Here is an 11,981-nt window from a genome sequence, read left to right on the forward strand (position 1 = left end):
CCAGCGTTGCCCAAACCGACAAGGGGGCTGTTCATTCGGCCATGGACTCGCCCGCACAGCCGCAGTGGCGGAGGCCGTCAGAGCTAGAAAGGCGAGTCGTTTCCATAGACGCTCGTCGCACCGTCCAGACCGGCCGGCGCCTCCCCCCTGCCGCAGACGGCCAGCATCGTAAGCGCATAGACGAGCGCGCTCGATGCCATGTCCTCTCCCGTCGGCCGCCAGCGCGGCATTCCGGTGGTGACGGCCGGAACGCGGTGCATGTTGAACACGTTGTGATCGCGCCACATGCTCGAATAGACCGGATGGGCCGGTTCCAACGGCGCGCCGCGCGCCAGGCGCGTGGCCGCATCGACCGCACCGACCAGCGGGGCGACTTCGCCGGGCCGCGCCTCGAAACCGTGGCGCACCACCACCGGCTCGACATCGAACTGCTCGACATCGACACCACGCATCGCCTCGACGATCCCGTGATAGGCATCGGCCGCCTTCTGGCGCGGGTTGAGCGAGACATCGAGGTAGAGCGCGCAAACCTCGGTGCCCGCGCCGAAGTCGATCGGCATGCCGCCCCGCACCGAGGCGATCTGGACCTTGGGCCGCACTTCGCCGCTCGCCGTCTCGATGATGCTGCCCTGCTCGAAGGCGAGGCCCCAGGCATGAAGCGCGTCGATCACGGGGCCCAGACGATAGATCGGATTGGGATGCGCGGCCGCGCTCTGCGGCGCGTCGAGGATCGGCGAGAACATGCCCTGCCCGAAGATGCGCACGCGGAACAGCGCATAGCCGCTGCCCTGCCAGGTCAGCCCGAAGTCGGTACCCTCGGCCGCAATTGCATAGTCCGGCGCGACGCCGCCGTGGTGGAACAGGTAGTGCGCGCCGATGTCCTTGCCGTTCCACTCGATACCGGAAAATTCCTCTATCGGCTCGGGGCCGATCTCACCCGGGCAGGCCGTCAGCCAGGTCTTGCCGGACAGGCCGATACCGGCCTTGCGCAGCGCCTTGGCCGCAATCAGGAAGCAGGACATCGGGCCGCGATCGTTGGTGACGGGATAGCCGCGAATACGGCCCTCGTCGTCGAGCCAGCACTTGGTCCATTCGGGATCGGCCAGCGTGCTTTCACGGTAGCGGAACTTGTCGTGCTCGATCATGCCCGTCGGGCTCTCGGTATCCAGGTGCGCGGTGAAGAGCAGGTTCGCGCCGCGCCCGGTGCCGCCGTACTCGCCGATCACATTGGGCCGTTCGGGCGTCGCGCCGACCTTGCGCGGGCGGAAGCCTTCCTTGGCCATCCAGTCGTGGACGAATTCGGCTGCGGCCAGTTCCTCGCGCGAGCGGCTGGGAATGTTGCCGAGCGTGAGCGCCAGATCGACCAGTTCATCGGTATCGATCGCCGCGGCAATCGCCGCGCGCTCTTCCTCGCTGACGGCATAGGGCGCCTTGGCGGGATCGGCGAATGCGGGTTCGTGCTCGGAAAAATCAGCCACGTCGGCCTCCGGAAATCGTGATGTCTTGCAAGATCAGTGGCCGGCGACGAGCAGGCCTTCGCCCACGTCCGCCGCCCGATTGTAGCGCGGGAGCAGCATGAGCAGGACCGCACCCGCCATAAGCGCTCCACCCACGCCGACAAGTGCCGGGCGGTAGGAATGCTGCGCATCGAACACAGCGTCGAGCAGGATCGGCGTCGTGCCCTGCGCGGCGATCACCGCCGAATACATCGCGCCGATCACCGAGCCGAAATGGCGCGTGCCGAAATAGCGGCCGATGAAATAGGGTAAGGCGCCGAACTGGCCGCCGAGCCCCACGCCCAGCAGCGCGCCGCCGATGACGAGTGCGGTCATGCCCGTTCCGGTTTCCAGCAGGACCAGCCCGATAACGGCCATGAGGTACATCGGCACCACGACGCGCGGCGACGGGATCATGTCCATGATCCGCCCGGTGGCGATCTGCCAGCCCGACGTAACCAGCGCGAAGACGCCGACCACCGCCGTCCCGGTCGCGACCGAGAAACCGCGATCGCCAAGGATCGGCACGACATGGCTGAACACTGCCGTGGTGCCGCCCGCACCGGCCGCCAGCGCGATCAGAATCAGCCAGAAGGCCGGCGTCTGTGCAGCTTCGCCCAGCGTGAGGCCGTCGCGCTCCACCGCCTCTACATGATGGCCCGAACCGGCCCTGTCGCGCAGCATGAGCCACAGCAGCGGAAATGCGATCAGCAGCATGAAGCCGCTCACACCGAGATAGCCGGCTCGCCAGCCCCAGGTCTGCACCAGCACGGCGGCGAGTACCGGCAGGATCACCGAGCCCAGCCCGTTGCCCCCGCCCGCACTGACGCCGAGCGCAGTGCCGCGGTTCTTGTCGAACCAGTCGGCGATCACCTTCTGGAAGATCGGCGTGCCGGCCATGGCACCGAAGACCGCCAGCACGGCGAAAGTCGCGTAGAATTGCAGGAGGCTGCCGCCCGTCATCGCCAGCGCCGCGATCGACAGCGCCAGACCGAAGACACCCGCCAGCAAGGTGCGCCGCGCGCCGCCCTTGTCGACGTGGCGGCCAATCAGCGGATAGCTTACGGCCCCTACCAGAGCCAGCACGCCCAGCACGCCCGAAATGCTGGCACGCGACCAGCCGAACTCCTCGGAAAGCGGCACCAGAAACAGGCCGAAAACGGCATGGACCGCCGGAGTCACACTGACCGAATTGCCAACGGTACATGCGGCCAGAACGCCCCCGGGCGTTCCCCGGGTCAGCGATTTCAGAGCATCGGCCATAGACTGGGACCCTCCATTTTGGCGCGGGCGGGCGGACCGGCCTGCAAGGATGCGCCGGTCTCAGCGCCCACAGGCACCGGCCCTCGCCGGGAATGCAGGAATGGCGGCGGCGCGCTTCAAGCCCAGGCCCCGGCCACCGCGTCCGAGGTGACCAGCAAGGCCAGGTTCTTCTCGAGCACGTTGAGCGTCGCCGTGTGCATCTCCGGTTCGTATGCCGCACAGGCATCGGAAACAACGAAGACGTTGTAGCCGTTGTGGAAGGCCGAGCGCGCGGTGGAATCGACGCAGCATTCGGTGGTGATGCCGGTCATGACCACGGTATCGATCCCGCGCGCCTTGAGCTGCTCGTCGAAATCGGTGCCGTGAAAGCTGTCGAACATCAGCTTGTCGATCTCGATGTCGCCCGGCTCGGGCGAGACGCGGTAATAGTCGGCACCGCCATCGTCCACGCGGCAGATAGCCTCGCCGCCAGGTTCGCCGCGCCGGGCCATCAGCGTCTTGAGCACCGGCGGATCGGTTTCGGGCCGCGTGACGACCCGCATGAAGGCCACCGTCGCCCCCGCCTTGCGCGCGGCGGCGATCAGGTCCTCGACACGGTCGATGGCCGCCTCGATCGCCGTCATGTCCACGCCGAAACGGCCGACGAGACCATCGGGCGCGGCGAAATCGGTCTGGATATCGACGACGACGAGTGCCGTCGTCGCCGGCGGCAGCATCGCGCCGAGCTTGTCCGGCGCGACGTGCGGCAGGTCAGTGGCCTCAGCCATGGCTGCCGACCTTTACCTTGCCGGGAAAGCGCTCGCGCAGGACCGGAAGGACCTCGCGGCCGAACTTGGGGATGCCGGTCAGGTAATCCGGGAAGATCAACATGAGCCCGTCGGTGCCGGAGACTTCGAGCAGCTTGGTCAACCGGTCGGTCACGGTCTGCGAGCATCCGGTGACATGCGCGGACATGAAGCTCGAGCGGGCCTTCTTGGTGAAGGCGTTTTCCTTGCCGATTTCGGCATCGAGGAAGCCATAGGCCCGCATCATGCCGTGCAGAGCATCTTCGTCGAAGCCCTCGGCATAATGCTTCGCGGTCGCCTCGGCCTCTTCGTCGGTATCGCCGAAGACCACGGTCATCATCGAATAGGTGCGCACATAGCGGCCCAGCTCGGCCGCATCGGCCTTGGCGGCGCGGCTGGCCTCGGCCAGTTCTTCCGGATCGGCACCCGACAGGAAGATCGCATCCATCTCTTCCGAGGTGAAGCGCATGCCCTTCTTCGAGGAACCGGCGCAGACGAGGAACGGGCGCTTTTCCGGCTTGGGCCAGGATTCGCAGTCATCGAGCTGGAAGTACTTGCCATCCATCGAGACGGAATCTTCCTTCCACAGCCGCTTGATCGCCGTGATCCATTCCTTGGCGAGATCGTAGCGCCCGTCGTGGTCGACGCCTTCGGGCCAGGCGCCCATCTGCGAGAATTCGCCCTTGTACGAACCGGTTACCACGTTGAGACCCGAACGCCCGCCCGAGACCTGATCGAGCGTCGCCATCATCTTGGCCACGACCGCCGGGTTCTGGAGAATGGTGTGGACCGTGGTCCAGCACTTCACCTTGCTGGTCACCTCGGCCAGCGCGGCCATGAGCACGACCGGATCGAGCGAGCTGTCCCAGTGGTGCGTCTCACCACCGTAGCCGCGAAACTTCGACATCGACATGATGAAATCGAACCCGACGTCCTCGGCCAGCACCGCGCACTGGCGGTTGTAGGCATAGGAGCCGTCGAGCTCGGGCTTGTTCTTCGAGAGGATCCACCCGCCGTTCGCGATCGGAAGGAAGATGCCGAGATCCTTGCCGCCGGCGTCCGAAGGAATGTCGAATGGCGTAGGCTGGAACTGGGTCATCCTGAAATCCTGTTCGTTGGTCTGGGCTTCGTGCAATCAGCCTAGGGAAGCCGCAGAAGCGTTCTTGATTGGCAGCGCATGTTCTGTTGGCGTCCCCAAAAGCAGGTCCGCCACGGCCGCGCGCGTGGGCATCGAAGGCGCCGCTCCCTGCCCCAGCGTACACAGCGCCGCAGCCGCACTCGCGCAAGGCAGAGCTTCCTCCAAACAGCGCCCTTCGTCCAGCAGCGCGGCCAGCGCGCCGCAGAAACAATCGCCCGCGCCAATCGTATCGACGGGGATCACCGGCACGGCCGGCACATGGAGATGCCAGTCGCTCCGCACCGCCAGTGCACCGTTCGCCCCCAGCGTAATGACGACCGCCTGCCCATCCCGGCACAGCAGGCTGCGCGCGCGCCGGGCCAGATCGTCGTCATCGCCATCGGCAGGAACATAGACGCCAAGTTCGTGTTCGTTGAGGACGAGGACATCGACATGCTCGAACAGCGCCCTCGCCCCGGCGACGGCCGGCGCCGTGTTGAGGATACGGATCGCCTTTGACTGCGCGAAGACCGGCAGGAGCGTGGCAACCGGCACTTCAAGCTGGGCCAGCAGCACCCCCTCGTCCACCGGCGCGCAGGGCCGCAATCGCGCATTGGCACCAGAAACCACGATGATCTGGTTCTCACCCTCGGCATCGACGGCGATATAGGCAGTGCCGGTTTCCTGACCTTCGAGCACTTCGATGCCGGAAACATCGATCCCGTCGGCGGCCAGCCTGTCGCGCATCCAGCGGCCGGCATCGCCATCGCCCACCGCGCCGATCATGCGCGTCTGCGCCCCCATGCGCGCGGCCGCGACGGCCTGGTTCGCGCCCTTGCCTCCGGGCAGTTTCGCAGTGGCACCGGCCATGACGGTCTCGCCCGGCAACGGCAGGCGTTCGAGCGAGGCAATAATGTCAATATTGATCGAACCGACGATGTGAACAGCCAAGTGTGCGCCCCATCCTTTTGCTTGTGGAAGCCGGGTGCAGCATGCGCGCACACGACCGGTCAAGCACGAGCAGCCACCGTGCGCGCAGGCGCAACAATTGCGGGCATCAGCGCCAAGAGCGCGCGGGCACCCTCCCCCTAGGCTGCCCAGCAACAATGGAGGTTCCTCAATGACGAATTGGCTGATTACCGGGATTGGCGGCGGCCTTGGCCGGACGCTGGCCGAAGCCGCTCTCGCGCGCGGAGACACGGTTGTCGGCACCACGCGGCAGGCCAGCGACGAGGCCTTCACCAGCCTTGCCCCGGGCCGTGCGCATGTCCTTACCGTGGACCTCGGCGACGAGACTTCGGTGCGCGATGCCGTCGCCCGGGCCGAAGAGCTGACCGGCGGCATCGACCGTCTCGTCAACAATGCCGGCTACGGTCTGATCGGCGCGATCGAGGAAGTGTCCATCGAAGAGACCAGGGCGCTGTTCGAAATCAACGTCTTCGGCGCGCTGCGCATGATCCAGGCCGTGCTCCCGGCGATGCGCGCGCGCCGCGCCGGGCATATCGTCAACATCACCTCGGTCAGCGGCCACGCGCCCTGGGCCGGCACGGCAATCTATGGCGCCAGCAAGTACGCGCTCGAATGCCTCGGCCAGACGCTGGCGCAGGAAGTGGCGCCGATGAACATTCGCGTCACCAATGTCGCGCCGGGCGGCATGCGCACCGAATTTGCCGGTGCCGGCCTGAAGTTCGCCGTCAGGGACATCGCCGATTACGACAGCGTCGCCCATTTCGCGCGCCGCAGCCTCACCGAGAATGCGGGCAAGGAAAAGGGCGATCCGCAGCGCGCGGCGGCAGCGATCCTGCAGGCGCTCGACGCGCCCAAGCCGCCGCTGCACCTGTTCCTGGGCGAGGACGCGCTGCATTACGCCACCGACCAGCACGCCTTCGTCGCCGCGCAGATCAAGGAGTGGGAAGCGCTCTCGCTCTCCATCGCCTACGAAGACGCCTGATGCACCGCATCGAGTTGCCCGCCTGGGCCATCGAGCGGGGGCGCGGATACAACGCCTTCGACTCGATCGACCCCGCCCGCACCGCGCTGGTCGTGGTCGATATGCAATCGGCCTTCGTCGGCGAAGGCGAAGTTTTCGGCAGCGAAACCGCGCGCGCCGTCATCGCACCGATCAACCGGCTGGTCCGGGCCATGCGCAATGCCGATGCGGCAGTGATCTGGACGCGCCAGACTGTCAGCGACGCACCGCATCTGGCCATGCCGGAATGGCAATACGACATGTCCGATCCGGTGGTGGTTCGCGCGGTGGCAGCCTTGCGCGAGGGCTGCGCTTCGCATGACATCCACCCGGCCATGGACCGTGGGCGGGACGATCTCGTGCTCGACAAGTTCCGCTATGGCGCCTTTTCCTGCCCTGCCGGCGCTCTGGCGAAAGTTCTGGAACTTCACGGGATCGAGATGCTGGTCCTGGTGGGAACGCTGACCAACGTCTGCATCGAATCGACAGCCCGCGAAGCCAACATGCGCGGCTACAAGGTGATCGTTGTGTCCGATGCCTGCGCCACGGTGACCGACGAGGAACACAATGCCGCGCTGCTCAACCTGCGCCTCAACTTCGCGGATGTGAAAACCGCGGGGGAAGTCATCGCACTTCTCTGATCACCTTGCGCGATCCTCCTGCCTCCCATAGCGGCACTCGCCCATGCCCCCCGACCCGACGTGCAACGGCGCTAGGAAGCGTGCACCATCAGGCCTGGGCGAGTGCCGCATCCCGCTGTGAGGCGGGATTGGGAGCCGGCGCTCAGGACAGCAGGCGGGGAACCGAGACCGAATAGACGTCGAAGTGCGCGTCAGGATGCTCGGCGGCACCGTCGCGCGGGGCCGAACGCACCTGCACGACGCCGTTCTTGCCGAAACCGGACACGACCGGGCGGCCTGCATCGCGGCTCAGCCACAGGCGCAGCAAATGGCGGCGGCGCTGCGGTTCGGGCCAGTCCCAGAACGTCGTGCGGGCATGAAGCGCGGCGTAGTTGGACAGCCACTGGATGTCGCCGGGACGAAAGTCCATCTCGATCGCCATGCCTTCCTCGTAGGTAATCTTGTCGAAGAGCTCGAGCACTTCAATCTGCTCGGGCGTCAGCTTGGGCACGCCCTCGTATTCCTGCGCGGTAAGAATGTAGAGCGAGCCCGCGTACATCGAGAAGACGCCATCGACGAGGCTGACGATCGGCGAAGTGTAGGTATCGGCCGGTGCATTGTGGTCCTGCCGGCGCCAGTCCCAGTGGAACGGTTCGAGCAGCAGCGGCGCCAGATCCGGACGGCGCTTGAGAATCTCGTTGTAGATCTGCGCGCCCGAGACGAGACAGGATGCCCCGCCTTCCTTGGACGGACGCAGGCACATCAGCGCGACGATGTCCGAGCTGTCGGAGTGATAGACAAGCTTGTCGCGCACCTTGGCGGAAAGCGCGGTGGGATCGTCCATGGTCTTGTCCGAGGTCGCATAGACGTGGTCGATCAGGTCGCCCATCTCGTTCTGACGGATCGGATCGCCCATGTGCAGGCCAAGGATGTAGTAGATCGCCGAGGACAGCGCATCGGAATAGAGGTGCGTGCGCAACCCGCGCACCAGAACGAAGCCGCGCCCGTAGTCGACGTCACCGCCCCATACCTTCACCGCATCGGCGCAGGCGACGAGCGGATAGTCCTCGGCCTGAACGGTGCGCAGGTCCGGGTTCTCTTCCAGAAAGCGTGTGCCCAGTTCCTCGAGCTCGGCGACCTGCTCGGCCGAGAGCATGTAGATCCATTCGCCCGTCTTCTCGAGCTCATCCCCGCGCCATGCGGCAGCCGTCGTGACAGGCGGGATGGCTTCGAGCGATAGGGCGGGGTTGCTGGACATGCACTGATCCTCTGTTCGGGAAATCGTTTCCATGCCCGGGACCCTAACGCGTCCCATGCGCCACGACTTGTCACGCCATGGCTGAAAGGTTTCCCTGAGGCGAACATGCAGGGGCACGCACGGGATGGCGAAGCCTCCCGTGAAGGCCGCAAAGAGCCCAGGCGCCCGGCCGGATCAGCTCAGCTGCACGCCGACTGGTTAGCCGTGCCGGTAACGCCGGGGGTCAGGTTCCTGTCGTCCCTGATGATGAAGGCGGCCTCGCGGCTGAAGGTCGTGTCACCCACGAAAACGGTGCCGAATAGCGGCTGGTAGTGGAAGTAGACTTCCACGAACATGACGGCCGAGTTGCTGTTGGCGGTGATCAGGTGCCCCGCCTCTCCCATGCCGGCAAGCGTCGTACCATCGTCAAGACCAGTGCCTTCCGGGCCGTAGCGCGAAGCATGGTCATAGTCGCCCTTGCAGCGCTGCCAGTGGATGTATTGCTTGCCGGTCGCCGAATCCTTTTCGAGGCTGGACAGGATGATACGCCCCTGTTTCTCGAAATCGAACGCATTGCCCTGCACGAGCGCACCCGACATCACCGAGTTGATCTCGGTTTCCGTCACCGTCGGCGTCACCGCGCTGTTGTCGGTCTGGCCCAGACGGGAGGCGTTGTCCGCCACCGAATTGGCAATCGCGCCAACCTGCGTGTTGACCGTGGCCATATAGGCCATTTCGGTCCCGTAGAGCCCGAGCGTGAGCAGGAGCGGTAGCGACAGGGCCAGCTCAAGGATCGAAACGCCCCTGCTGTCCGCCAGGAACGACCGGGCGAACGCCCGGGCGCGGCGGCAAGGCTCCGTGGTGTGGCGCATGATCGCAGATTTCATCGCATGCTCGCTCAATCGCATGACCCTGCCGCGGAACCGAGGCTGTTCTGCAACGAGAACGGCTGGTTCTTCTTCACGGCGCTGGCCTCCAGCGTGCGTGTCGCATTGCTGTCGGTGATCCAGGGGATCGGGAAAAGGGGCTTGTAGGTCATCGTCACCGTGTAGACGACGACGTCGTTGGCGCCGCCGTTGCCGGACTTGCCGACATCGGCGTCCCAACGGCCGTTTTTGTTCTCGTCGGTGTAAGTCTCCGAGTTGTCGCACGTGCCGTTGTTGTTGGTATCGTTCCAGCTCTCGGGCCGGTCGATATCGGCGAAGTCGTAGTAGCTCTTTCGGCTCGTCGTTACCGTTGCGCCGGGCGCCACCCGCTGGACCATCTCCTCGACATAGGCGTCCTCGGTGGCGGTATCGGCGGTTTCCAGGGCGCTGTTGCGCGCAACGCTCTGCACGGCGCCCTGCAACACGCTCGTGACGTAGGTCATATGCCCGATGTCGAAGATGCCGAGCAGCAGGATGATCAGCACCGGCCCTGCAAGCGCAAACTCCAGCGCCGTCACGCCCCGCCTGTCGTCGCGGCAGCGCGCGAACAGCGCAACGATGCGTTCCCAGCCGGCCATGCCCGTCCTTCCCGTCATTGCGTAATTCTCAGCTCGCCGACCTGCTTGGCGATTTCCTGAAAGGCCTCGTTGAGGTCCGCCGAGTCGCTGGCGGTGAACGAACTGTGGGCGGACGCGCAGGTCGTGAGATCGCTGGAGAGGCCCGACGTGAAGGCGATCACCCAGATGCGGATACCCTTGTCCTTGATCGCCTCGCATGCCGCCAGAAAGCGCGAGGTGTGGCGCGAGGTGTCGCCGGTACTGCCGTCCGAAGTGACATTGCGGTCCCACCATTCGAGGCCCCACGCCTGGTTGATGGCATTGTTCGGCTCCATCACGCCATCGGTCATGAACACGATATGGCGCGACACCTCGCCGCCGTTGGAGGGGCGATCATTGACAGTGCCGGAAAAGATGCCCTCCGGTGAAAGCAGGCGCCCGCCCCAGATCATGCCGATGTCCAGATAGGTGTTCCCGGTAGCCACCAGCGAATTGGCGTAGCCGTCGAACTCGCCCTGGGTCATTTCCTCGAGCCCCTGCGCCGCGACGGGACAGGGAGACGATACGGTAACGCCGTAGTCACCCGTGCCTGTCGTCGCCGTATGGACAGTGCGCCCCCGTGAATCCTCGCCGGTCGTGTAGCGGTTGTAGACGATCTCCGGCCACATCGGCGCCCACTTCGTACTCTCGTCGCCAACGCTCGGCGCAGTATCGAGATCAAGGTCCAGCGCATCGGACGGGGAAATGCCCGTGAGCGAGGAAAAGCTGAAACTGCTGGCCGACGAGGTCGACCGTTCATGGATGCAGCCGTTCCAGGTGGAACTCACGGAAGTAGGATTCCCTCCGGAGGGATCGCCGACGAGCTTCGAAACCGACGTGAAGGTCTTGTACGTGCTGGTATCGTACTCGACGGGCTTGTAATCGTAGTGATGGAAGGTACCCACGACATCCGGGCCACCCAGCATAGTGTCCGTACTTACCTTGTCACGCGTATTATACTTCGCCTGTATTTTATAATACGTGTACCACGATCCACGAATCTTCACATTGTAAGAGACGCACTGAGATGATGTCAGCTGGCGCTGTTCTTGCGTTGACGTCGTCGTGACCATCTGGTGCCCGGAGCCGTCCGTCGCAGGCGTCGACGTCGATGACGTGGATGAAGACCCATAGTCCGAAAAGCCGCTGGCGGCGGGAGGCAGATCACTCTCGCAATCGGAGTAGTTTCTGTACCCGTCATTGTAATCAATCCAGTCCGTCGTCTGCAGGTTCTCGTAGGCCGTGTCGGTCGTGCTCGTCGACGGATCGACATATATCGGCTCGCGCGACGAATAGGTGTGCTTGTCGGTGATGTAATTCGGGTTGAGATCGTACAGCAGATGCCCGACGTTCACGGTCGTGCTGTAAGGCACGAAACCATAGCGAATGCGGGCATTCGTCCCCGACGTGGCGGACGAAAGCGTCGTGTAGAAGTTCTTCATGGCGTCCTGCAACGCCTCGAGCCTGGTCTCGCTGTAGGTCAGGTTCCAGCCCATCGATCCGGTGTTGTCGAGCACCATCACGACGTCGGAATTGCCGACGCCCATAGAGGCTGAACAATTCACGCCAAGCTGGAAGTCGTCGAAGCCGAACAGGCGCATGATGAGCGTGTCGAGCGTCGTCCTGGCGGTACCGTTCACGGTATTGCCGTTGTCGTCCGAACTGGTGACGAACGAAGTCGAGCGCGTTTCCTGGACGTCGTCGTCGAAATTCGTCGAAAAGAAGTTGGCAGCAGCGGTCTTGGACGCATCGTCGAAGCCGTTCGTGGAGACCGAGCGACGTCCGGCCAGCACGGCCGCGTCGCAGGCGGACTGCAACTGGTTCTTCGCTCTGTAGGCACGGCTGAGATCGACGGCGGAACCGACGATGGTCGCCGCGACGACAGCACCGACCGCTGCCATGGGCAGGATGTTGCCCGCCCGATCGTGGCGCAGGCGCGAGATGAACTTTGTGATGGTCCGCATCGATTAAC

The 11,981-nt window shown here is 64.7% G+C and carries 11 protein-coding genes; 2 read left to right on the plus strand and 9 right to left on the minus strand.

Annotated elements, in window-relative coordinates:
* Nucleotides 1-83 precede the first annotated feature (83 nt).
* From NZK81_RS12875 to NZK81_RS12895, 5 genes are all read right to left on the minus strand, one after another.
* Nucleotides 84-1,478 (minus strand): zinc-binding metallopeptidase family protein, encoded by a 1,395-nt coding sequence (locus tag NZK81_RS12875; protein ID WP_260046494.1) that lies wholly within the window; start codon nt 1,476-1,478, stop codon nt 84-86.
* A 33-nt stretch (nt 1,479-1,511) separates the two neighbouring features.
* Entirely contained in the window at nt 1,512-2,759 is a 1,248-nt protein-coding gene (locus tag NZK81_RS12880; RefSeq protein ID WP_260046495.1) for an MFS transporter, read from the minus strand.
* 116 nt (nt 2,760-2,875) lie between these two features.
* Nucleotides 2,876-3,526, minus strand: a complete 651-nt coding sequence (locus NZK81_RS12885) for a cysteine hydrolase family protein (protein WP_260046496.1) — start codon at nt 3,524-3,526, stop codon at nt 2,876-2,878.
* Nucleotides 3,519-4,643 carry an LLM class flavin-dependent oxidoreductase gene (locus tag NZK81_RS12890; RefSeq protein WP_260046497.1) on the minus strand — a complete coding sequence of 375 codons (1,125 nt, stop codon included), beginning with the start codon at nt 4,641-4,643 and terminating at the stop codon, nt 3,519-3,521. The genes NZK81_RS12885 and NZK81_RS12890 overlap by 8 nt, the downstream gene beginning before the upstream one ends.
* Nucleotides 4,644-4,679: 36 nt before the next feature.
* Nucleotides 4,680-5,612: a ribokinase gene (locus NZK81_RS12895; RefSeq protein ID WP_260046498.1), complete on the minus strand. Its 933-nt coding sequence runs from the start codon at nt 5,610-5,612 to the stop codon at nt 4,680-4,682.
* Nucleotides 5,613-5,781: 169 nt separating this feature from the next.
* Here NZK81_RS12895 and NZK81_RS12900 point away from each other — a divergent pair, with 169 nt between their 5' ends.
* Complete coding sequence (locus NZK81_RS12900) at nt 5,782-6,612, plus strand: oxidoreductase (protein WP_260046499.1); 831 nt, start codon at nt 5,782-5,784, stop codon at nt 6,610-6,612.
* Nucleotides 6,612-7,271 (plus strand): cysteine hydrolase family protein, encoded by a 660-nt coding sequence (locus tag NZK81_RS12905; RefSeq protein WP_260046500.1) that lies wholly within the window; start codon nt 6,612-6,614, stop codon nt 7,269-7,271. The genes NZK81_RS12900 and NZK81_RS12905 overlap by 1 nt, the downstream gene beginning before the upstream one ends.
* A gap of 142 nt (nt 7,272-7,413) precedes the next feature.
* On the opposite strand, the gene NZK81_RS12910 is transcribed toward NZK81_RS12905, so the two are convergent.
* The 4 genes from NZK81_RS12910 to NZK81_RS12925 all read right to left on the minus strand — a co-directional run bounded on the left by NZK81_RS12910 (nt 7,414) and on the right by NZK81_RS12925 (nt 11,973).
* Complete coding sequence (locus NZK81_RS12910) at nt 7,414-8,508, minus strand: TauD/TfdA family dioxygenase (RefSeq protein WP_260046501.1); 1,095 nt, start codon at nt 8,506-8,508, stop codon at nt 7,414-7,416.
* A 179-nt stretch (nt 8,509-8,687) separates the two neighbouring features.
* Complete coding sequence (locus NZK81_RS12915) at nt 8,688-9,374, minus strand: pilus assembly protein TadE (protein ID WP_260046502.1); 687 nt, start codon at nt 9,372-9,374, stop codon at nt 8,688-8,690.
* 11 nt (nt 9,375-9,385) lie between these two features.
* Nucleotides 9,386-10,009, minus strand: a complete 624-nt coding sequence (locus NZK81_RS12920; protein ID WP_260046503.1) for a TadE/TadG family type IV pilus assembly protein — start codon at nt 10,007-10,009, stop codon at nt 9,386-9,388.
* Complete coding sequence (locus tag NZK81_RS12925) at nt 10,006-11,973, minus strand: TadE/TadG family type IV pilus assembly protein (protein ID WP_260046504.1); 1,968 nt, start codon at nt 11,971-11,973, stop codon at nt 10,006-10,008. Before NZK81_RS12925 ends, NZK81_RS12920 begins: the two co-directional genes overlap by 4 nt.
* Nucleotides 11,974-11,981: the final 8 nt, after the last annotated feature.

It is taken from the genome of Novosphingobium mangrovisedimenti (assembly GCF_025153475.1).
Classification (GTDB): Bacteria; Pseudomonadota; Alphaproteobacteria; order Sphingomonadales; family Sphingomonadaceae; genus Novosphingobium; species Novosphingobium mangrovi_A.

Excerpts from the sequence above, each read along its gene's own strand:
- NZK81_RS12880 (WP_260046495.1), bottom strand. The coding sequence starts at position 2,759 with ATGGCCGATGCTCTGAAATCGCTGACCCGGGGAACGCCCGGGGGCGTT.
- NZK81_RS12920 (WP_260046503.1), bottom strand. The coding sequence starts at position 10,009 with ATGACGGGAAGGACGGGCATGGCCGGCTGGGAACGCATCGTTGCGCTG.
- NZK81_RS12900 (WP_260046499.1), top strand. The coding sequence starts at position 5,782 with ATGACGAATTGGCTGATTACCGGGATTGGCGGCGGCCTTGGCCGGACG.
- NZK81_RS12890 (WP_260046497.1), bottom strand. The coding sequence starts at position 4,643 with ATGACCCAGTTCCAGCCTACGCCATTCGACATTCCTTCGGACGCCGGC.
- NZK81_RS12885 (WP_260046496.1), bottom strand. The coding sequence starts at position 3,526 with ATGGCTGAGGCCACTGACCTGCCGCACGTCGCGCCGGACAAGCTCGGC.
- NZK81_RS12910 (WP_260046501.1), bottom strand. The coding sequence starts at position 8,508 with ATGTCCAGCAACCCCGCCCTATCGCTCGAAGCCATCCCGCCTGTCACG.
- NZK81_RS12925 (WP_260046504.1), bottom strand. The coding sequence starts at position 11,973 with ATGCGGACCATCACAAAGTTCATCTCGCGCCTGCGCCACGATCGGGCG.
- NZK81_RS12915 (WP_260046502.1), bottom strand. The coding sequence starts at position 9,374 with ATGAAATCTGCGATCATGCGCCACACCACGGAGCCTTGCCGCCGCGCC.
- NZK81_RS12905 (WP_260046500.1), top strand. The coding sequence starts at position 6,612 with ATGCACCGCATCGAGTTGCCCGCCTGGGCCATCGAGCGGGGGCGCGGA.